Below are 22739 nucleotides of genomic sequence, written 5' to 3'. Positions count from 1 at the left end.
TTGAGGATATAAAAATAAAGAAGCCTTTAAAAAAATATTGCCTGGAGCAGTCATTAGTAAACCGGATATCCAGCCCATCATACACTTTTCGATCCACCGTAGAGTTTAACCGGGTATCTGCAATTCCTCTAGAAATTAGGCATGGCAGTCGCCTATGGTCGGTTCTGTATATTAGCCATGGCAAAGGTGGTTTCTGCGGCCAATACCTGAAGAATGAATAATGAATCTAGCAGTGTGATGTGCCTGTTTATATAATAAGGATAACTAATCGGAAGTACTTATTGTCTGAATAGTTTTTTTCTGTGTTCTTGGGAAAAATCATCTACCTCCCCCTTCCCTATATATGATAAGGTATGTTTATTAATAGTGAAGAAGGTGGATATCGTGCGCAGGATGATGAGAAATGTGGATACAGGGCTATTGATGCTGATTCTCTTGATGGTGGCTTTTGGGCTAATGATGGTTTATAGTGCGAGTTTTGTTTTTGCTGCCTTGGAGTATGGCAATGCATCCCATTTTTTCTCCAGGCAGATGATCTGGGCGGTACTGGGCCTTTTACTTTTTACGGTGGTCAGTTTCATACCCTATCAGATGTACGGCAGGTATATTGCCTTCTTCGTGGGCTTGACGATATTTCTTCTAGTATTGGTGCTTGTTCCAGGGGTGGGATTGGAGAGGAATTATTCCACAAGGTGGCTGGGAATCGGTCCATTGGTTTTCCAACCGTCGGAAATAGCAAAGGTGGTCATGATTCTCTATTTTGCCAGAGCATATAGTAAAAAACGAGAGTATATCGAGGATTTCAAAAACGGTTTACTGCCTCCATTGATTATGCTGGGCGCTGTTTTCTTTCTGATTTTAGCTCAGCCGGACCTTGGCACAGGTATCTCTATTACAATTGCCTGTGGCGCCATTCTGCTTGTCTCGGGTGCCAAAATTACTCATTTGGGGGGGCTGGGGCTTGTTGCAGGCAGCGGGATTGCCTATTTGGGATTTTCAGCAGAATACCGGCTGGAAAGAATCACTTCCTTTATGGACCCTTTCGCAGACCCACAGGGAAATGGTTTTCAATTGGTGAATTCATACCTCGCCATCGGGACTTCTGGGTTTTCCGGGGAGGGGCTTGGAAACAGTATTCAGAAGCTGGGGTATTTGCCGGAAGCACATACCGATTTCATTATGTCGATCGTGTTAGAGGAATTAGGAGTGTTGGGCCTGGTTCTCGTAATGGGGATGTATTTGATTTTTCTGCTTAAAGGGTTTCGTATTTTCAAACATGCCCCCAGCCACTTTGGCCGGCTGCTCGCATTCGGCCTCGTGGTGCAAATAACCTTCCAGGCGATCTTGGACATGGGTGCTATCTCCGGGATGCTGCCTATTACAGGTATTACCCTGCCTCTGATCAGCTATGGAGGAACCTCTATGGTTATCACTTTAATCAGTCTTGGTATTCTGATGAACATATCCATCCAATCCAATCAGTTTCATCAACAACAAGCTCATAACTAATTTATAAATAAACAGGGACCGCTCAGTGGTTCCTGTTTTTTCATATAGAGGAAAAAGAAGCCCTGGCATACGATGCGGTCGTGGTCGGCACCTACACTTGGAATGGCGGAGAGCTGCCGTATAGAGATGGGGGATTTTATGAAGATAGGGAAGAGGTGGACATGAAGCATTATTCCGTTATAGCAGAATGGCCACGCCCAGGTTCACTGTGCTGTCAATCGGAGCTTGCACATTGGCAGTACTTACATTAAAATTAAATTTCAATTATACTTGTGGGAATGGAGAATTTTATATAATCTAAATAGTGATAAGGCATGAGACAGAGGGTGAATTGGATGAGTTTGGTACTTGGAATCGACGGGGGAGGCACAAAGACACTGGCAGTGGCTGCTGATGACAATGGGAGAATTATTGCACATGCCATCGCAGGGCCCACGAACCCGAATGGTACAGATGGACAGGCAGTAAAACGGGAATTGAGAATGCTTTTTGCTGAATTGGAGAAGCATCTCCCCAATGGTTTAGGTGAAGTTTCACATGTCTTTGCCGGGGTGGCCGGCACAGCAAATGAAAAAGCCGAGAAGTTTATAGAAGAATTGATCGAACAAATACTTCCTAAGAGTACGGTTGTCCAGGTACAGCCCGATATTTTGAATGCTTTATATTCAGGGACATTCGGCAGTCCGGGGATCGTGCAGATTGCCGGGACAGGTTCGATTGCTTATGGGCTGAACAGCTCCGGACAGACTGGCCGTGTCAGCGGCTGGGGCTATTTGCTGGGAGATGAAGGAAGCGGTTTTGATATAGGGAAACAAGGAATAGCGGCTGCCTTGAAGTCTTACGACGGCAGGGGACCGGAAACAATGCTCCTTTCCATGCTGTACGATCATTTTCATGCGGCAGAGCCCCAAATGCTGCTTGCGAAGATATACGGAGCAGAACACCCAAAGGAGGAAATAGCGTCTGCTGCGAAAATTGTCTTTGAGGCATATAAACAGGGAGATCCTGTCGCAGAAGGTATCCTTGACCAGGCGGCATTAGAGATTGCTCAGAATATCCGGATCTTGATGGAACGCCTGTTCCCTGATGGCGATCAGGTGCCGGTGGTACTGGCAGGTGGGATCTTTACTGATCAGACGGTGATGCCTCCCAGACTGAACAGGCTATTGGAGGACAGGCAGGAGATTGAATGGAGAAATCCCGATTTGCCTCCTGTCGGGGGATCACTGATCGCGGCATACAAGTTGAAACAGATTGGCCATAAAGAGAAAGTAATCCAGCAATTAATCCACTCATTTCATGAAAGCAGGTGAACAGATTATGTCAACTACTAAAGGCGGTCTAGTGATTTTAAAAGAAATGCTGCCCAGTCTTCCGCCCTCAGAAAAGAAAATTGCTTTATATATATTGGAAAACCCGGAGGAATCCATCCATCTTACTGCACTTACCTTGGGAGAGAGAAGCCGAACAAGCAGTGCTGCAGTCATCCGCCTCTGCAAATCATTGGGGCTTAAAGGTTTTCAGGAATTGAAGATCCGGGTCGCTGGGGATTTGCGTGAAGAACCAATAGAAGAATACAGAGATATTGAGCCAAATGAAAACGTCCGGGACATTATCAGCAAGGTGACAGCTAATACGGTTCAGACGTTGAATGAAACTGCGGATATGGTCAGTGTGGAGCAATTGGAGCGGGCGGTAGAAGTCCTGTCCAAGGCAAAGTCGGTTACCTTCTTTGGGTTTGGCGCCTCCTATATCGCTGCCATGGATGCAAAGCAGAAGTTCATGCGGATTGATAGAAATGTCCATTCCTTTTCCGATGTCCATATGGCAGCCACGTCGATTGCCAATAAAGGGCCGGAAGATGTCGTCATTGGCATATCCTTTTCCGGAAATACCCCTGAAGCCGTCAAACTGATGGAGTTAGCGAGATGTAAAGAAGTCGTGACCATTGGCATCACCAAATATGGAAAATCCCAGATGGCAGCCTATTCAGATATTTTGCTTTACACCTCAGCTGCAAAGGAGGCAACATTCCGTACGGGTGCTACATCTTCCAGAATCGCTCAACTGCATATGATTGACTTGTTATTAATGTGTTTATCTTCATCAGACTACCAGCAAACGATTGACCACCTGGATGTGACACGGGAGGCCATTGCATTTCTTCATGACAAGCAGTGACATGAAGAAATGGTCCTGCTGGCTTCTTTTTGAAATAATATTACCCTAAAATCAAAATTATATTGACAAAAAAATTTACCCTGCCTATAATTAAGACAACTTCGGTACAGCCTCCCATTATATGAAAACGCTTTTATATTGTTGGCCGTTAATTTATACTTACAGATAAGGAGTATACAAGACTATGAAATTGTCCCAATTGACGACTGAAAAGAGAAATCCGAATAGTATGAACTTGGATCAAATGCCTGTGTTGGAAATACTTAAGACCATAAATGAGGAGGATAAGCGGGTCGCGCTTGCTGTACAAGAGGTATTGCCACAGGTGGCACTAGCTGTAGAGGAGATTTCCTATGCATTAGGGAATGGGGGAAGGCTTTTTTACGTAGGTGCAGGCACCAGCGGTAGGCTCGGGGTAATGGATGCGTCTGAATGCCCTCCTACATTCATGACACCGCCGGAACTCGTTCAGACGGTGATGGCAGGCGGCACCGACGCTTTTTTCCAGGCGGTGGAAGGTTCCGAGGATGATGAGGGCCAAGGGGGCAGAGATTTGTTAGAGAGGAATCTGACTGCAAGGGATGTAGTAGTCGGCATTACCGCCAGCGGCAGGACTCCTTATCCGATCGGAGCGCTCAAACAGGCGAGGAAAATCGGGGCCTATACCATTTCGCTCTCCTGCAATGGGCAGTCAGAGATTAGTAAGTTTGCAGATTGTGCTATAGAAGTGATCGTGGGACCTGAGGTGTTGACCGGATCTACTCGTATGAAGGCAGCAACCGCACATAAGATGATCCTTAACATGATCAGCACCGCTTCCATGGTTAAGATGGGCAAAGTCTATGAAAATCTGATGGTGGATGTGAATGCCAGCAATTATAAACTGATGGAACGTGCCAAGCGTACAGTTATCGAAGTGACAGGGATTTCCTATGAGAAAGCCGAAGACGTGCTCATACAGACTGGTTATGAAGTGAAACCTGCCATTGTCATGCTGCAAACCGGATCAGAATTGGAAGAGGCAAAAGATGCAATTAGCCGAAGTGGGGGCTACGTCAGGCAGGCGGTTGACTCACTGTCAGGTTCATCAAAGGGGGAACAACATTAATAGCCGGAGACTATTAATGAGTTTCATATATATATTTCGAAAAGGGGGAAAATCAGTTGAGGGATTTGCTTAGGGGACGTTTACTACTTCTATTGGCTGCTGTCCTGCTTATAGGGCTGCTTGCAGCCTGCTCCTCGGATGAGGGGGCTTCCGGAGACGGAGCAGATAATGCAGATACAGGTACAGAAGGCGGGGAATCCAGTGGAGATGGAGAAATTTCAGGTGAACTGGAGATTCAGTATTTTGTCGGAGGATATGGCGACTCGTGGTGGAAGGAAGTTATCGCTGATTTCCAGGAGGAATATCCAGACGTGACCGTTACTGAGCATGCCGGCCCTAATATCAATGATGAAATGCGGACACGTTGGGTTTCCAATAATCCGCCTGACGTCGTTTATATTGACGGGGCAGGATCAAGTGAAACACAGATGGTGGAAGATGGCCAGCTGATGAATCTGACCGATTGGCTGGCTGAGATTGAACTGGAAGACGGTGAAAAACTTGCCGACAGCTTCATCGTAGAACCTGCCACATATGATGGGGAAATCTATTCCTTACCACTAGTATTTGATACTTGGGGAACTTGGTATGACCGTGCCTGGTTTGAAGAAGAGGGCTTTGAGGTGCCAACAGATTTTGACAGCTTCATGAGTTCCATGGAAGAAATTAAAGAAGCGGAAGGCATCGAACCATTTGTGACCAGCGGACAGCATCCATACTACTTCCTGCGCGGCATGCTGTACCCGGCATTTGGTGCGGCTGGCGGGGATGAACTGCTGAACGATTTGATCACGGGTGCTGAAGGAGCTTGGACCAGTGATGTAGTACTGGAGACCATGAAAAAAGTAGAAACTATGCAGCAGGAAGGCATGATCGATTCTGGACTTGGGTCCTTGAACCATACCCAGTCACAGATGAATTTCCTGCTTCATGACAATGCGTTTGTACCGGTAGGCTTCTGGCTGCCGAATGAAATGGCCAATGACACTCCGGAAGACTTTGAGTATGGCTTTATTCCGTCTCCAATGCAGGATGCCGGGGAACCGTATGCGATCGTTCCGGACCTCAGGCCGCTTGCTATTGCTGAACAGGCGGAAAATCCGGAAGCGGCAAAAGCCTTTGTGGAATTTGTCTTCTCCAGGGATTATGCCCTGTCCTTTTCGGAGCATACGGGGGCTATCATGAACCTTACGGAGGTGGACTTGACACAGAGTGATAATGTTCCTGCCTATTTGGTGGAGGCAAACGAAATGATTAATGATCCGGAACAGGTACAGATTTATCATAAACCACATCCGATGAGTGCTGATTTGGAAACACCAGTAGGAGATGCACTGATGTCTCTAATGCTCGGCAATATGACAGCAGAGGAATTTGTGGAGGCAGCGGAGCAGGCTGCGGCAGATTACCGGGACCAATAGTTCTCAGGTATGGGAGGGAAGGGCAGAATTGCCTTTCTCTTTCATGCCATTTATTTCTTTTCAGAAAAGAGTGATTGAAATGGTACAGTCGAAAAAACAAAAATATACATTCCTTGCTGTTTGTCTTGTACCCACTTTTATCATGTTTGCCATTTTTACGCTCTATCCATTATTCAGCGGATTGTATTATTCGTTCTTTGACTGGTCGGGTTCTTCGGCAAACCGGGAATTTATCGGATTTGATAATTACATACGTTTGTTTAACGATGCAATCATCCCACACACCATCATTCATGACTATTTCCTTGTCATAACTAAGGTGATAGGCATTATGATTATGGCAATGTTCATTGCTGTAGCTCTGACACAATTGAAAATTACGGAAGCGCCTTTTTACCGGATTGTCTTTTTCTTTCCGAATATCATGTCTGTTGTGGTCATCGGCATTCTTTGGACCTTCATTTATAACCCGGACCTCGGGCTTGTCAACTCAGCATTGGAATCAATCGGGCTGGACAGTTGGGCAAAACCATGGCTCGGAAGTGAAACATGGGCGTTGCCGAGTCTCGTACTGCCATCCATATGGGCCGGTATTGGCTTGTTTATGCTAATGCTCATGGGCGGGATCTCCAATATCTCAAAGAGTTATTATGAGACCGCAGATATAGATGGTGCCACCGAATGGCAGAAGTTCTGGAAGGTAACAGTTCCCTTGGTATGGCCGCAAATTAAGATTTCTATTCTATACATTGTCATTACCACGTTGAATGGATCTTTCATCATTGTGCAAGTCATGACGGGCGGTGGACCGAACAATTCCACACATGTAATGGGATCCTATCTCTACCAACAGGCTTTTGTACAATATAACTTTGGATATGGCGCAACCATCGGGGTTATGATCCTTGCCCTTTCATTGATTACGGTACTTCTGCTGCAGCTGATCATGCGCCGTGATCGAGTGGAATATTAACGGAACGGGCAAGACGCTGAGACAGCAAAGGGGGAGTGACTGTGAAACGCAGTGTAGGAGAAATACTAGGGAGAGCGGGGATAAGGATTCCGCTCATATTATGGACTATAGCGGTATTATACCCGATTTTATGGATGTTTCTCGGTTCTTTCAAATCGAACGCAGAGATATACAGGAATCCATGGGGACTACCAGAAACCTTCAATTTCCAGAATTATGCGGATGCCTGGAATAACTATAATATCAGTACGAGTGTGTTCAATAGTCTTATCGTGACCATTGTTGGAGCAGTGCTGACATTGGTCCTTGCGATACCGACCGCATATGCTATCGAGAGGATCAGGTTCCGAGGGAGCAATTTCCTGTTCACTCTATATGTGTCAGCCATGATGATTCCAATGGTATTGGGGTGGATCCCATTATTTTTCCTGTTGATGGATTTGGGGATGTTGGATAATATCTTTGGTCTGGCGATTGTGTATGCAATAAGCCAACTGCCGTTTACCATTTTTGTTTTAACCAGTTTCATTGGAACCATTCCGAAGTCTCTTGAGGAGTCTGCAGCCATTGACGGCCTTACTCCCTATGGGGTCTTATGGAAAATCATTACTCCATTGTCCACATCGGGAATTATTACAGTCACAATCATGAATAGCATTCAATTCTGGAATGAGTACTTTATGGCATTGATTTTCCTGCAGAGCAGCGAAAACTACACACTGGCTTTGGCGATTGATTATATCAGCAGTGAAGCGCAGTACACTAATGCATGGGGAACATTATTTGCCAGTCTGGTAATTGCCATAGTTCCGGTCATCATTCTTTACGCCATCTTCCAGCGCAGGATTGCCCAGGGAATGACGGAGGGGGCAATAAAAGGGTAACTAACTTATTGATGCTAGGAAAAAGTATTTAATCAATAGAAAAAGCCTAACTAGCTAGAAATCCTATTTAGTAGGAATAGCCGCTTCGGAAATATACTCCGCTTTCCACGGGCGGCTGGTAAGCCCCTTGTGCTATCGCACTGCGTTGTCTTACCTAGGCCTTTCCTCCCGTAGGAGTCTACGTATATTTCCTTCGCTAATTCAGTTCATTGTTCGTTTTTTGAGTAAAGCCCTTCAGTTTTGTCCCAGCCTCTTTTGGTATTTGGAGGGATTGCTGTGGCAATTGTAAGGACAGAAGCAGACAAGGGGGAAAGGATCGATATGCAGCAATTCCTCCACTAAAAACCAGCCGCCCTCGAATAGGCGGCTGGTTTTTCATGATTAATAGATTAGATGCTGCTTTCTCACTTGTTTAAACTTAGCCAGTTCATCTTCCCATTTTTTCTCGATCTCTTTTACAGATTTTCCGTCCTCAATATCTTGGCGTATCCAGCCATTCCCGATCAGGTTATCGAAGAAGGATATACCAGCACTGTTTTCTGCCCGGAATTCAAAATCATCGGGGTATAAGTCATGCAGTGTTTTTACGATATGCAGGCCTGTTGTCACCGGTTGGAATGGCTGCTTATTTGTCACATGAATCTCCACCCCATGGCTCAATGTACCGCTGTGCTTGGAGAAGGATGGGCTAAATGATGCAGCCCGGAAAGTCACTCCAGGAAGGTTCAAGCTATTCAGTGTCTCGGCAAGCTCCGTGCTGTTCACAAACGGAGCACCGATCAATTCAAATGGCTTGGTTGTTCCGCGTCCTTCTGAAACATTCGTCCCTTCAATCAGAGCGGCGCCAGGATAAACCAGTGCTGTATCGAATGTTGGCATATTAGGCGATGGAAGTACAAACTCCAAACTTGTCTGGTCATAGTACATATTTCGTTTCCATCCACTCATTTCGACTACGGTGAGATCTGCTCCAATTTTAAATTCATCGTTAAACAACTTGGCCAATTCACCTACCGTCATCCCGTGCCGGAGTGGGATCGGATAGTTGCCGACGAAGGAAGCATACTCTTCCTCAAGAACAGGTCCTTCTACTTTTTGCCCTCCCAATGGATTTGGACGATCCAGGACGATGAACTCCTTCCCATTTTCTTCAGCTGCTTCCATGGCATAGGCCATCGTATAAATATACGTGTAGAATCTTGTGCCGACATCCTGTATATCGAATAGCAGTACATCTACATTGTCAAGCATATCGGCCGTTGGCTTCCTCGTTTGGCCATATAAACTGTAGACAGGAAGACCTGTTTCCTCGTCTATATAGAATTCCACATATTCCCCGGCCTGGGCACTGCCGCGGACCCCATGTTCGGGTCCGTATAGGGCAGTTAATTCTACATCCGGGTCATTATGGAGAAGGTCGACAATGCTGTTCAGATCTTGGTCGACACCTGTCGGGTTGGTAATCAATCCAACCCGCTTTCCGTCCAGCAAATCCTTCTGTTCATCCAGCAGTACTTCTACCCCAAGCTTAAACTCATTGGGATTTCCTTTGCCGGTCCCCCGGTCGGCCAGTACTGCCGTAAACGAGCTCAGTACCAGTGCTAATGCGACTATCGTAATCCACGTCTTTTTCATGGTTCAACTCCCCCTTAATATGTTAGTCCATGACCATATTCAAACAAATTATTCCCTTTTAAATCCGGAATGGTGACTGGCAGTAGTCCGGTTGGCTGATTTTCCCCGAATAATGTAGCTGCTGACGCTTCAAAACTTGCCTCACGAAAACCGTATTGTGCAAGGTAGGCATTCACTTGAGGATATGCTGTTACATCATAAGGATTGCGGATGCCAAGTCCGATTACCGGTACATCGAGTTCGTTAATAAGCTGGTTCACGAGCAGCATCTGTCTGCTGTCCGGGGATCTTCCTGCAACATTATAGGTGTAAGTCCCAGCAATGATGGCCTCCGATCCCCTTAATTCCCTTAATTGTTCTTCACTGAGCGGTCCAGAAGCAGTTATAAGTTCCGTATTCTCATGGAACGCTTTTATGGCTTCATACAGGCTGCTGCTATAGCTGTTTCCTACAACTGCCAACTGATCATCCGCTGCCAAATCCAATGGCAGAACATCCTCGTTTTTAAGAAGGGTGATAGATCGGCCGGCAGCTTCCTGTTCCACTTGCTTATGCTCTTCTGATCCCACTACTTCATTTGCCCTGGCTATTTGTTCTTCCACTGGCACTGGATTTTCTTCCTTGATGATCCCACGCTCCAATTTCAGTTGAAGGATCCTGCGGGCAGAAGCTTCAATCCGTTGTTCACTGATTTCTCCGGCTCTCACGGCATCCCTTATACCATCTGCCACTTCCTCCAGGCCGACGGGCATTAGGATAATATCCGTGCCTGCTTTCACCGCCCGGATAACGGCATCCACCGGACCAAAGTGGTCACTGATAGCGTTCATATTCAAGGCATCCGTAATGATAACCCCGTTAAACCCCATTTCCTCCCGCATCAATTCAGTAAGAACTTTATGGGAAAGAGTGGCGGGCAGTGCAATTTCCGAGCCGTCCTTTTCCGATATTACTGTTGTATCATCAATGTTTGGAAAGGTGACATGCGCGGTCATGATGGCATCGATCCCTGCATCCATTGCTTGCTGGAATGGATAAAGTTCAACATCGAGCAGCCGCTCCTTTTCATGCGGAACCTCAGGGAGGCCGAGGTGGGAGTCGACAGCTGTATCCCCATGGCCTGGGAAGTGTTTAGCTGTTGTGGCAACTCCAGCATTTTGCAGTCCCTTTGTAAAAGCAACACCAAGCTCTGCCACCAGCTCCGGTGATTCGCCGAAGGAACGGACACCAATGACCGGGTTGTCTGGGTTGTTATTGACATCCATTACCGGTGCCAGATTCATATTGATGCCAAGAGCCTGAAGCTCTTCCCCGATGGCTTGTCCGACTTTCTCGCTCAATTCAGGTGACCTCGTTGCTCCAAGTGCCATATTGCCTGGCATATCTGTACCTGATTGAAGCCGGGTAACAATTCCGCCTTCCTGATCAATCGCCATTAACAGCCCGTATTTTTCACTCGCTTCTTGGTATGCTGCTACCAGTCTGGCTGTCTGTTCAGTGGTAACCACATTTTCCCGGAAAAGGATAATGCCGCCCAAATGATAATCCTGGACAAGCTGTTCGATCTCAGGAAGCATTTCGGTAACGTTTTCTCCATCCCATGTCCGGAAATCAGGCATCAGCATCTGGCCGATTTCTTCTTCCAATGTCATGTTGGCCATCACCTGGCCGAGGATGTCGTATTTACTGTCCTTTTCCTTGATTACCTGCAGTCCAGAAGGTCTTTGGTGGATGCCGACCCGATCAGTGTCGACCCCGTTAGATACGGTAATGTAGCTGCGACCGTTCTGGCCGGTGATAGTAACTGTACCGTTTTGATCAACAGTGGCGACATTTTCATTTTTAGATTCCCATCTAAGGTTTTCAGAAACGGCGGTGAAATGACCGTCCTCATATACACTCAACGCGTTCAATTCCACCTGGTTGTTTTCAACTTGGGTTTCCACTTCCGGAACATTTTGAAGGATAATCAGTTCATTGGCAGACTCGCTATCATCTGCTTGGGCAGGTGAGACTGTCAGCCCCAAGGAGCTTGCCAACAAAACTGTCGCTGACAAAATATAGCATGCAGACTTACGAACAAGTTCCATCATCTTCCTCCTTTATTAATAGTTACGCTGTGTCCACGAATTGGTTGTAAAAGAAAGTGGGAATGAGCCACCTTCTGTATCCGTTACCTGAAGATTGTTCAGATACCAACCACGGCCATTAGCCCCATTATCTGTTTGGTAACTGAAACGTATATGTGTGGTTTCTTGCGGTAGATGGATTTCTTTAGGCAGCCAAGTGCCGCTGTTCCCCGTGTAAGGATCATCCATTGTTTCCCAATTCACCCCGTCTTGTGAGAATTCCAGTTTACCGAAATCATAGCCATGTTCCATGCTGTACCAGGTGTCAAAGGTAAGCACAGCATCCTCTTTTAGTTCCACTTCTGCAATTAGGTTACGGTCCAAGTTATTGCCATAGTCGGAGAACCAGGCATCTTCCCCATTAGGGATATCTATAGGAATGGCATCGGCTGCAAGCCCGGCAAAAGCCTGTCTGACTAGATTGGTGGAGGCAGTTTCCCGCGAAGGGTGCACCCGATTGGTCAGCAGGATGGCAATCGTATCATTATTCTGGCTGATCACCAGAGAAGTTCCTGTATAACCAGTATGCCCAATCGTATCAGGTTCAGATAATCCATCCATATACCAACCTTGCATCAACTCCCATCCTAGCCCATGATCATTTCCTGGAAATTCAGGGATTTGGTTTTCAGTAAGGAGCTTGACTGTTTCCGGTTGAAGGATCTGCTTGCCGCCATACCGGCCCTCCTCGAGGAACATATGGGCAAGCTTGGCCAAATCCTCAGCAGTAGAGAATACACCTGCATGCCCGGCAACCCCATCTAGAGACCACGCATTTTCATCATGCACTTCTCCCCAAACCAGGCTGCGGCCAATTCCCGTCTGGTATTCTGTTGCAGCTATACGCTTTTTAAATTCTTTGGGCGGGTTATACATTGTGTTCTTCATGCCGAGCGGCCCGGTGATCTGCTCGTAGACAAAATCATCCAGCCTTTTTCCGGAAAGCTCTTCTACTAGAGCACCTAAGGCAATCATGTTGAGGTCACTGTATGTGTAGGTTGCCCCCGGCTCGTTTTCAAGTGGGTGCTGGAGAACATGCTGGATACGTTGTTCGCGGCTGTCTCCAATGGTATAAAGAGGTATCCACGCAGTAAAACCGGAAGTATGGGTCATCAGTTGCTGTATGGTGACATTTTCCTTACCATTAGCACCGAATTCGGGAAGATAGCGTGCTACTGGATCATCCAAGTAGAATGCCCCTTGTTCATATAGGATCATAGCTGCTGTGGAAGTGAATATCTTGCTGATGGATGCGAGGTCAAATATGGTGTCTTTTTCCATGGCAATAGGTTCATCTGCCATATTGCCCTTGTCGTCTTCATAGAGATAGGCATGCCCATATGCCTCGTGTTGGACAATATGGCCTTTCCGTGCGACTAATGTAACAGCCCCTGGCATTGTTCCTTGATCAATATGGTTTTCCATTACCGAATCAATCTTCTCTAAAGGTGCTTCCATCATGCCGGCTCCTCTTGCTGAACCAGGGTTGATTACCGGAGAGGACGGGCCTGATTCTCCCCAGTGAAAGCGGGGATGGGGATCTTTAGCTGACACGGGAATGGTATTCCCTAAAACTAGTGCTAGGGAAGCGAACAATGTAAACGCGGAAAATAACTTTGTTTTTATCATATATAGCCTCCTTTTTAATAGTTTCATAGTCGGAATAGTCTATGAATTCGCTTACATTAAATTAAAGATAAAGGCAATCAATGAAATTGTCTATCGAACTAAAATACTAATTGATGTAATTAAATTTCATAAACTAGGCAATATGAAATGGGTTAATAGTCTTTAAAGTGTTTTAATTAAAATAATGTGAATTATTCAGTATATAATGATAATATAGATGAAGGAAGGGGATAAGGGGGAGGCCAAGTATAAACATAAACACACAGGAGGGGTTGTATGGAACAAGTGACGATTGATTTCTGGTCTGCATTCTGGTTCACCGTACCTATGCCTTTGTTGGTTATATGGGCAGTGATCACCTTTTTTACTGAGAGGGAGCGTGATGATTCATGAACCCTACAATGATTACGTTTTTATTTTATTTAGTAATAATGATAGTGATCGGAATCATTACCTATCGGATGACCAATACATTATCCGATTATGTGCTTGGCGGCCGAAGGTTAGGCAGCTGGACAGCGGCATTCTCGGCATCTGCCAGTGATTTCAGTGGCTGGCTGCTGATCGGGCTGCCCGGAGCTGCCTATGCTGCTGGACTCGGGCAGTGGAGCCTCTGGATTGCCATTGGCCTTGCTGTAGGGGCAATGATCAACTGGCAGTATGTAGCAAAGCGGCTGAGGATTTATACAGCTTATTCGAACGATTCGATTACATTGCCGCAGTTTTTGGAAAATCGTTACCGGGATAACTCTCATCTGCTGCGGGTTATTTCCGCTGTATTTATTCTGTCTTTTTTCCTGTTCTACACAGCATCAGGGCTGGTTGCTGGTGCCAAGCTGTTCCAGGGTACATTTGAAATTGACTATCATGTCGCACTGACTGCGGGTGCTATCATCATTGTAGGTTATACGTTCCTGGGAGGATTTCTGGCAGTAAGCATTACTGATTTGATCCAAGGGGTGCTCATGTCAGCCGCCTTATTATTCACTTCCATTTATGGAATCGTGCAGATAGGCGGTTTTGGCGAGCTCTTTAATCAACTAGGCTCGATCAATGCAAGCCTCGTCGATGCCTTTGCGGCTACTTCCTATGATGCAGATGGAGGGCTTTGGCAGCCTGCAGGGGCCATTGGAGCAGTTGGCATAATTTCTGCACTTGCCTGGGGACTTGGATATTTCGGACAGCCGCACATTCTAGCAAGATTTATGGCAATCAAGTCCCATAAAGAAGTAAGAAAAGCACGGTTGATCAGTGTGACACTGGGACTGGTGATTCCATTGTACGGAGCATTGATTGTTGGTATGCTGGGTATAGTAACCTTCAATGAACCGCTGGCAGATTCGGAGCAAGTGTTCATTCAACTTGTCCAGGTCGTTTACAATCCATGGATTGCGGGTATTCTCCTTGCAGCAGTGCTGGCAGCGATTATGAGTACAGTCGACTCGCAGCTTCTAGTTTCTTCCAGTGCTTTATCGGAGGACTTTTATCGGCGTTATTTCCGTAAGCAGGCAAGTGACAAGGAGCTGGTGTGGGTAGGCCGTATATCCGTCCTGGTGATTGCCCTTGTTGCATTGATGCTCGCTTGGAATGAAACCAGCTCTGTACTTGATCTTGTTTCCTATGCATGGGCTGGGTTCGGAGCAACTTTCGGGCCAGCAATCCTGTTCTCCTTGTTCTGGAGGAGAACCTCTCGCAATGGAGCTGTTGCTGGACTTATTGTGGGCGGTGTCACCGTGTTTTTATGGCCGTTAACCGGTTCAGAGCTGTATGAAATGGTTCCCGGTTTTGTCCTTTCAAGTATCGTCATTGTATTAGTAAGTCTGTTAGGTAAGGGGCCGACAAAGGAAATCCAGGAGGAATACGACAAAGTTGCCGGTTTTAAATAATCAAGGAGTGATAGAAATGACAGAAAAAATTTATGGTAATACACCTTGCTATTTGGGCAGTAAAAAAGTCAGCTTATCAGACGGCGGCGCAAATGATAGTGATGTTCTGATCTATGGGGTGCCCTGGGAAGGGGCTGTTACCTGGGGAGACTACACAGGTGCGGAACTTGGCCCTAAAGTAATTCGGCTTAGTTCTGCCCGCTATTCCGGTTATCTCCCGGAACTCGACGGCATTGATGTACTTGAGCATTATAAACTTGGTGATCTTGGGGATGTGGACGTCGTACCGGCCGATACCATCGAGACGATGCGCCGAATAGAAAGTTTTGCTTCCGATGTATGGAAAACCGGGAAATTTCCGGTGGCTTTCGGCGGGGATCATGGCATCACGTATCCCATTGTAAAGGCGCTGAGTGAAGATATTGACGGGCAGGTGGGGATTATCCACCTTGATGCCCATTATGATAACCATCCGGATTATGAAGGGGATCTATATGCACGCAGTACCCCTTTCCACCGGATTTATGAAAGTGAAAGTGTAAGGAATGAAAGCATCGTCCATATGGGTATCCACGGTCCAAGAAATAAGCCGGAAACCGGTAAATATGCCGATGAGGTAGGAGCTTCCACTATATCCATCCGGGATATCCGCAAGGCGGGCAATTCCAACCAGTTGCCGGAATTGGCGAAACAAGCATATGAAATTGCCAGTGAAGGAACGGAGGCAGTATATTTGAGCATATGCAGTGATGTACTGGATTTTGCTTTCAATCCAGGCGGCCCGGTAGACGGTAATGGGCTCACCTCATTTGAATTACTTGAGCTTGTCCACGAGTTTGCCAAACTGGGAATCCGCGGTATGGATTATGTGGAAGTATACCCCCAACAGGACACAAACGATAATTCTTCCCACTTTGTGACATATGCTGTACTCTATGCATTGGCAGGAAATATTTTGAACGAGCAGAACAGATAAAGATTGCGAGCACCTCTATCATGGGGTGCTCATTTTATTTGTAAAAAGCAGGCTGTCGGAAGTTGTTGAACAGATTTTCCTCCCAATATCGGTTACATTGACCTATATTATCAGGTAAGATAATACGAAATGCCCTTGTTACAAAAAGTAAGTTTGTGATAATCTTAAATGAGTCAACGGGGGATGGAGGAGGGTCAATTTGAATAGAGAGAACATAGAGGACCTGCTTCACAATTGCAATAAAATGTCTGAAGAAATAGAGCAGATAAAATTGAACAGCAAGCAGATGAATGAACTTTTAAGTGAATTAGAGGCAAGAGTGAAGCATGCAGGAACTGATCTAGACGGTTTATACGAATATATAGAGAAGATTGAATCCAAATTTGATAGAGTAGAACCTCTTCTAAGGCGCCGGCTGAGAAATTGCCTGCTTTGGAGAGTTGGCTAAGCGTGCATATGGCAGGCTTATTTTTTTTGAGTTATTGAGGATGGAAATGTACTCCCCTGAAAAAATGCCTGAGGTCCATTCACCTGCATAGATAGGTTCAAGATGATTAAGGGACCTAATATTTTCAGGGGGATAGCAGAGGGGTACATGATGCGACAGAAAACGAATAGCATGGAGATCGCTCAGGGAACATATGTTCTGTTTTTCCGTTTATTTTCTTGTAAATTATGATATACTTGTGACAAGATAATGTTCCTCGGGAGTGATTGGCCTGCCTTTCTGCCAAGGATAGGGGGTGATGCAGCTGAACACATTTGAAGTGATGATGCTGATGTTCACATTCGGCACATTCCTGATTGCTTTACTCACGCTGGTGATTCGCATGATCAATAAAAAATAGGCCTCCCGGCTTTTAAAGCGTGGAGGCCTCTCACATCTGACTGCCGATTCCTCTCCAGGAACCGCTTATCTTCGGGCTGCAGCTGCCTCTGCGGCCCTTTTTATTTTATGCATCTTTCTACCTACAGTATACCATATTCCCATCTATTTCAAAGAATAATATAACCATGCGTGACCTGCCGAAGAAACCGAAGTATTGTCATTTTATTTCCCGGGTAATACTTATTTCTGCTTTAAACAGAGAATGAACAGATATCCCTGCTGTTCATATAGTAAATATGTGCATACGAAAGGAGAATGAGCATGTATTACTATATGCACCCGGCATATTATCACGGAGGATATGAGGCATATATGCGCACTAATGGACAACAGACGGAGCTGCTTGAAGCTTTGATTAAAGCGATGGAGGGTGAAAGCGAAACCATTGATTTTTATGAAAGGTTGAGGAAGATATCTCCAACTAAAACATCACGGGAAACCGTGGAGCATGTGTTGGAGGATGAAAGGCTGCATTTGGAGATGGTTGTCGACCTGTATAGGACATTGGCAGGAAAAAGTCCGAAATACCGAAGACGTAAAAAGCAGATAGCAGGTTTTAGAGAAGGTGTCCGTCAAGCCTTCGATGATGAAATAGAAACATATAAATTTTACAGGGACAGCTATCTTCTTACACAGGATACGGCAATCCGTGATGTGTTCTTCCATGCGATGACTGATGAGATGGAGCATGCTACACGCTTTGGTTTTTTATATCGTGATCTATAATAGTGTTCTAGGATGGCCGTTGATGTCATCCTTTTTCATTTAAAAGGGCTGTGCTATATTTATATTTAATGTGTTTATAAGGGAGGAAGCAGGTTGGATATTGACGGAAGCAGAAAGAAGAAAGTGAATTTATACAGCTTCATACTTGTTTTAGGCATTATTATGGTGGCGTTTAATTTACGGCCCTCCATTACATCGGTTGGCCCGCTTATGGGAGTGATTAGGGATGATTTAGGACTCTCCAACTGGAGTGCCGGACTGTTGACAAGCCTTCCTCTTGTAGCATTTGCGGTTATATCGCCGGTAGCCCCTAAATTGGGTAATCGGTTTACCAATGAGAGTACACTCTTGCTAGGTCTGACTATCCTGTTCATCGGTATCAGTGTCCGTTCGGTCTCGTTCATCCTGCTGGTTTTCCTTGGTACATTGCTGGTGGGAGTCGGAATAGCTATATGCAATGTCTTGCTGCCGGGTATTATCAAGGAGAAATTCCCCACGAAGGTCGCACTGATGACCAGTACATATTCCACCGCAATGGGGATTTTTGCGGCGACAGCATCTGGTCTGAGTATTCCTCTGGCCTCCGGCATGGGGCTTGGCTGGCAGATGGCATTGCTCGTTTGGGCGACACCTGCCGTCATAGGAATTGTTTTATGGATGTACATATCACGGAAAGATAAAACAGACAATGGGATGGAGGTAAAGGCGGTTGAACTCGCAGACAACCGTATGTGGAAGTCGCCGCTGGCCTGGCAGGTGGCTGGTTTCATGGGGCTGCAGTCGTTTCTGTTTTATGTGACTATTTCATGGCTTCCCGAGATTCTGCATGATTATGGAGTAAGTATGGCAACGGCAGGCTGGATGCTGTCTTTTACTCAATTTGTCGGTTTGCCTGCTAGTTTTCTGGTGCCGGTGATTGCAGGAAGGTTCAGATCCCAGCGGGGGGTGGCCTTCGTACTCTGCTGCTTTGCTGCTGCTGGATATGGAGGGCTGATTATCGGAAATTCCTATGCAGTCATGATTGTCTGTACGGTTCTTATAGGAATAGCCCTTAGTGGAAGTTTCGCCCTCGCTCTTGCTTTTCTGGGTATGCGGGCTAAAACATCGAGGCATGCTGCAGAATTATCGGGTATGGCCCAGTCTGTTGGCTATGTATTGGCTGCTCTGGGACCAATGTTCATTGGCTACCTCTATGATTTGACCGGAAGCTGGAATTACCCGTTGCTGACATTGATAGGTGTTACTGCAGCTATATCGTTGTTCGGTATGGGAGCAGGAAGGGATAAATACGTCCTGGATGACGCGTAGGCAAACGATTCTTGATGTGACTGTTTTCAATCTATCTACTCGAATCTATTCAGAAAACTATGATATTATTTTAATAAGTTGAGAGGTGGAAGAGGGTGGAAGGATGAAAATTCAACCAGTCGGTGATACAGCAGTAAAACTATCTTTTTCCGGTAAAGCGTCCGTGGAAATGAATAGAATGATCCGGCAATTCTGCGAGGAGCTGGATGCTGCTTCCATAACCGGGCTAATTGAATGGGTGCCGGCTTTTGATTCAGTAACCATTTATTATGATCCATGGCAGGTTGGCTACGAGGAGTTTAAGGGGCGTATGGAAGAGATAGCGGGGAAGGATCTGTCTGGAACACGGAGTATGTCCAGGGTTGTCCACATTCCTGTCCTGTATGGCGGAGAGGCGGGACCGGATCTCCATCGGGTGGCCGAACACAATCGGCTGAAACCGGAGGAGGTTATCCGCATCCATCAGCATCCTGAATATCTTGTCTATATGCTGGGATTCCTTCCCGGCTTTCCTTATCTTGGCGGGCTGGATCAACGTATTGCGGCCCCAAGGCTTCCGGAACCAAGACCGAGAATCGAGCCGGGATCAGTGGGAATTGCCCATGAACAGACAGGTGTTTACCCGCTTGAATCTCCTGGTGGCTGGAATTTGATTGGAAAGACTCCGTTAAGGCTGTTTGATAAGCAAAAAGGGGAAGAAGGATTTCTTTTTCAAGCTGGAGACCGGGTTAAGTTCCTATCTGTTTCAGAGCAGGACTTCAAGCAGATCGAGGAGCAGGTGGAGCATGGTATCTATGAAGTTTATAGTGGAGGGTGAAGTAAATGACACAGATTGATCTGAACTGTGATATGGGGGAAAGTTTTGGGCCTTATACCATTGGGGCGGATGAAAAGCTGATGGATTATATAAGTTCTGCAAATATTGCCTGTGGGGGCCATGCCGGTGATGCAAATGTCATGGATCGGACAGTCAGGCTGGCGAAAGACAGAAACGTTGCAATCGGTGCTCACCCAGGCTATCCGGATATTCCCGGATTCGGCAGAAGGGCTATTGATTTCTCAGCGGATGAAATTTATCGGATGCTCATCCAACAAATAGGAGGTTTGCAGGCTTTTTGTCACATCCACCATGTAAGACTAAGGCATGTGAAGCCTCACGGGGCCATGTATAACCAAGCGGCCCGCAGTTCTGAGTTGGCAGAGGCTATAGCAGCCGCTGTATATGATTTGGATCCGAACCTCTTGTTGTTCGGTCTGCCCGGAAGTGAATTGCTGCGTGCTGGTAAAGCTGCTGGCCTGAATACAGTGGCTGAAGCATTTGCTGACAGAACCTATCTCCCCGATGGAAGACTTACACCTAGAAATCGTTCAGATGCCTTGATCACTGATCAGCAAACAGCGGTGAAACAAGTGGAACGGATGATAAGTGAAGGAGTGGTGGAAGCAACCAACGGAGAACAGGTGAAACTGGAAGCGGACACCATTTGTATCCATGGGGATGGAGCGCATGCCCTCCATTTTGTGCATGGCCTGTATGAATCGTTACGTGAGAAAGGAATAAAGATAACGAGCCCTGGTTCATCTTAATTCCGTATAAATATACGACGGTTTTGGGAAAGGAGGAGCTGCGTTGCAGAGCAGGGAAATATTTGAAGTCGTCAAACCGGGAATGTACACGACCTTTCAGGATATGGGGAGGAAAGGCTACCAGCGTTATGGTGTACCTACAGCAGGGGCGATGGATCCATTTGCATTGCAGGCTGCCAATATCATAGCTGGAAACTCTCCGGATGCGGCCGCATTGGAAGTGACATTGCTGGGACCTGAATTGATTGCATGTACAGATGTCACCATAGTGATCACAGGGGCAGAGCTTGGACCCGAGATAAACGGCCGGCCTGCCGCCATGTGGTCGACCCGGATAATGAGAGAAGGTGACCGCCTGTCATTTGGCAAATACCAGTCTGGTACCAGAGCCTATATAGCGGTGTCCGGCGGTTTTGACGCTCCCCGATATTTTGGCAGCAGTTCGGCAGATGTGAAGAGTGGGCTGGGAGCCATGTTAAAAAAGAAGGATAAAATCATTGGATACCCTCGGCCCGTCGAACAAGGAATCGGGTTAAGCCGAAAGCATATTCCGGCATATAAAAACTCGATTAAGGCAGCTGTCATAGAAGGGCCTCATACGGAGTCATTTACAGACAGGGGGCGTGAAACGTTTTTCAATACGGTCCATCGGCTGGATGCTAACTCGAATCGAATGGGTTATAAGCTGCGTTCCGAGGGAATACAGGTGAAAGAGGATAGAGAGATATTTTCGGACGCAGTGCCAATGGGAGGCATACAGGTGCCTGGAAATGGACAGCCGATTATCCTGATGGCAGACCGGCAGACGACTGGAGGGTACCCTCGGATCGGCACAGTTGCGAGTGTTGATATTCCAAAGCTGGCTCAGCTGGCCCCTGGCGGTGAAGTAAGTTTTTATCCGATCTCCGTAGAGGAGGCACAAAGGCGGCTCCTGCATGTAAAGAAATTCTTACATGAACTCTCTTTCTACCGCCAATACATATAAAGAAGTGCGTAAAGGGAAGGAAGTACTACTAACAGATTTTAAGCCTTTTATGGAAGGCTTCTGTACCAATAACTGGAAGGCAATATAATAAGAGTGAACATCAAGGAGGAGTGTATTTATGCCGGATATTAAACTGATTGCCCTGGACATGGACGGTACCCTGTTGACACATGAGCAGGAAGTCACGGACCCAGTGAAACAAGCAATCCAAAAGGCATTGGAGAAGGATATTCACGTAGTCCTAAGTACAGGGAGAGGCTTGACTACCTGTTATCCATATGCAGAACCATTGAAGCTGCAATCCTACCTGATTACGGCCAATGGTGGACAGGTTTGGACAGTAGAGAAAGAGCTGCTGCAGCAGCACCTGCTGGAAAGTAAAAAAATCGAGAAGATGTGGGAAATTGGAGAAAGTTTGAACCTCGATATGTGGATGCTTTCTACAGAACGTGTTTTCCGTGCTGAGCGCCCGGATAACTTCCATGATTATGAGTGGCTTAAATTTGGCTGTAACTCGTTTGATGAAGCAACTTTGGATAAGATGGTCAAAGAGCTTTCATTTATGGACGGTCTGGAAATGACCAATTCACTGCCCACCAATATTGAAGTAAACCCACAAGGTGTCAGCAAAGCAAATGCCCTTCAATTTGTCTGCGGGGAAATAGGAATTGAGATGGGGAATGTTCTTGCCGTCGGAGACAGCTTGAATGACATCAAAATGATCCAAGAGGCAGGTATCGGGGTAGCCATGGGCAATGCGCAGGAAGCAATCAAGAAGGCTGCTGATTTTGTAACGGACACCAACGAAAACGATGGAGTTGCCAAGGCTATTGAGAAATTTGCACTGTAAAAGTGGAAACCAGCACCCGAGGTAGGGTGCTGGTTTTTTTGGACCTTTTTTCACAAAGAAGGC

The 22739-nt window shown here is 46.3% G+C and carries 20 protein-coding genes; 17 read left to right on the top strand and 3 right to left on the bottom strand.

The window, feature by feature from the left end; all coding sequences use genetic code 11:
- The first annotated feature begins 384 nt into the window (after positions 1–384).
- The 7 genes from ftsW (at position 385) to ACFODW_RS02810 (ending at position 8076) form a co-directional block, all read left to right on the top strand.
- Positions 385–1509 carry a putative lipid II flippase FtsW gene (gene ftsW / locus ACFODW_RS02840; RefSeq protein ID WP_390302656.1) on the top strand — a complete coding sequence of 375 codons (1125 nt, stop codon included), beginning with the start codon at positions 385–387 and terminating at the stop codon, positions 1507–1509.
- Positions 1510–1844: 335 nt separating this feature from the next.
- Entirely contained in the window at positions 1845–2822 is a 978-nt protein-coding gene (locus tag ACFODW_RS02835; RefSeq protein WP_390302653.1) for an N-acetylglucosamine kinase, read from the top strand.
- Between the two features lie 7 nt (positions 2823–2829).
- The gene (locus ACFODW_RS02830; RefSeq protein ID WP_390302649.1) at positions 2830–3690 is read left to right on the top strand and encodes a MurR/RpiR family transcriptional regulator; all 861 of its coding nucleotides are present in this window, start codon (positions 2830–2832) and stop codon (positions 3688–3690) included.
- A 184-nt stretch (positions 3691–3874) separates the two neighbouring features.
- Positions 3875–4798: an N-acetylmuramic acid 6-phosphate etherase gene (murQ, locus tag ACFODW_RS02825; RefSeq protein WP_390302646.1), complete on the top strand. Its 924-nt coding sequence runs from the start codon at positions 3875–3877 to the stop codon at positions 4796–4798.
- Positions 4799–4854: 56 nt separating this feature from the next.
- Positions 4855–6219, top strand: coding sequence for an ABC transporter substrate-binding protein (locus tag ACFODW_RS02820; RefSeq protein ID WP_390302642.1), 1365 nt, complete (start codon positions 4855–4857; stop codon positions 6217–6219).
- A 79-nt stretch (positions 6220–6298) separates the two neighbouring features.
- A complete protein-coding gene (locus ACFODW_RS02815; RefSeq protein ID WP_390302639.1) occupies positions 6299–7192 on the top strand; it encodes a carbohydrate ABC transporter permease in 894 nt (297 codons plus the stop codon).
- Between the two features lie 41 nt (positions 7193–7233).
- On the top strand, positions 7234–8076 hold the full coding sequence (locus tag ACFODW_RS02810) for a carbohydrate ABC transporter permease (RefSeq protein ID WP_390302636.1): 843 nt from the start codon (positions 7234–7236) through the stop codon (positions 8074–8076).
- Between the two features lie 381 nt (positions 8077–8457).
- Here the strand turns inward: ACFODW_RS02810 and ACFODW_RS02805 are convergent, their stop codons facing one another.
- The 3 genes from ACFODW_RS02805 to ACFODW_RS02795 are packed head-to-tail and all read right to left on the bottom strand — an operon-like array spanning position 8458 to position 13469.
- A complete protein-coding gene (locus tag ACFODW_RS02805) occupies positions 8458–9711 on the bottom strand; it encodes an exo-beta-N-acetylmuramidase NamZ family protein (protein ID WP_390302633.1) in 1254 nt (417 codons plus the stop codon).
- Positions 9712–9725: 14 nt separating this feature from the next.
- Positions 9726–11804: a beta-N-acetylhexosaminidase gene (gene nagZ / locus ACFODW_RS02800; RefSeq protein WP_390302630.1), complete on the bottom strand. Its 2079-nt coding sequence runs from the start codon at positions 11802–11804 to the stop codon at positions 9726–9728.
- A 12-nt stretch (positions 11805–11816) separates the two neighbouring features.
- Positions 11817–13469 (bottom strand): serine hydrolase, encoded by a 1653-nt coding sequence (locus tag ACFODW_RS02795; RefSeq protein WP_390302627.1) that lies wholly within the window; start codon positions 13467–13469, stop codon positions 11817–11819.
- Positions 13470–13858: 389 nt separating this feature from the next.
- On the opposite strand from ACFODW_RS02795, the gene putP reads away from it, so the two are divergent.
- From putP to ACFODW_RS02745, 10 genes are all read left to right on the top strand, one after another.
- Positions 13859–15355, top strand: a complete 1497-nt coding sequence (gene putP / locus ACFODW_RS02790; protein WP_390302624.1) for a sodium/proline symporter PutP — start codon at positions 13859–13861, stop codon at positions 15353–15355.
- A 16-nt stretch (positions 15356–15371) separates the two neighbouring features.
- Entirely contained in the window at positions 15372–16331 is a 960-nt protein-coding gene (locus ACFODW_RS02785) for an agmatinase family protein (RefSeq protein WP_390302621.1), read from the top strand.
- A gap of 199 nt (positions 16332–16530) precedes the next feature.
- Positions 16531–16779 (top strand): hypothetical protein, encoded by a 249-nt coding sequence (locus ACFODW_RS02780; protein ID WP_390302618.1) that lies wholly within the window; start codon positions 16531–16533, stop codon positions 16777–16779.
- A 298-nt stretch (positions 16780–17077) separates the two neighbouring features.
- Positions 17078–17179, top strand: coding sequence for a putative holin-like toxin (locus tag ACFODW_RS02775; protein ID WP_390302615.1), 102 nt, complete (start codon positions 17078–17080; stop codon positions 17177–17179).
- Positions 17180–17481: 302 nt separating this feature from the next.
- Positions 17482–17946, top strand: a complete 465-nt coding sequence (locus tag ACFODW_RS02770) for a ferritin family protein (RefSeq protein ID WP_390302612.1) — start codon at positions 17482–17484, stop codon at positions 17944–17946.
- Positions 17947–18045: 99 nt separating this feature from the next.
- Positions 18046–19254, top strand: coding sequence for a CynX/NimT family MFS transporter (locus ACFODW_RS02765; RefSeq protein WP_390302821.1), 1209 nt, complete (start codon positions 18046–18048; stop codon positions 19252–19254).
- A 103-nt stretch (positions 19255–19357) separates the two neighbouring features.
- Positions 19358–20071, top strand: a complete 714-nt coding sequence (pxpB, locus tag ACFODW_RS02760; RefSeq protein WP_390302609.1) for a 5-oxoprolinase subunit PxpB — start codon at positions 19358–19360, stop codon at positions 20069–20071.
- 5 nt (positions 20072–20076) lie between these two features.
- Complete coding sequence (locus ACFODW_RS02755) at positions 20077–20841, top strand: 5-oxoprolinase subunit PxpA (protein WP_390302606.1); 765 nt, start codon at positions 20077–20079, stop codon at positions 20839–20841.
- Positions 20842–20884: 43 nt separating this feature from the next.
- A complete protein-coding gene (locus ACFODW_RS02750; RefSeq protein ID WP_390302603.1) occupies positions 20885–21826 on the top strand; it encodes a 5-oxoprolinase subunit C family protein in 942 nt (313 codons plus the stop codon).
- A gap of 118 nt (positions 21827–21944) precedes the next feature.
- Positions 21945–22676 (top strand): Cof-type HAD-IIB family hydrolase, encoded by a 732-nt coding sequence (locus tag ACFODW_RS02745; protein ID WP_390302601.1) that lies wholly within the window; start codon positions 21945–21947, stop codon positions 22674–22676.
- Positions 22677–22739 lie beyond the last annotated feature (63 nt).

This window comes from Virgibacillus sediminis, assembly GCF_042643265.1.
Classification (GTDB): domain Bacteria; phylum Bacillota; class Bacilli; order Bacillales; family Amphibacillaceae; genus Virgibacillus_O; species Virgibacillus_O sediminis.
The sequence above is the reverse complement of the archived record's forward strand: the minus strand, read 5'-3'. Positions and strand labels throughout refer to the sequence as shown.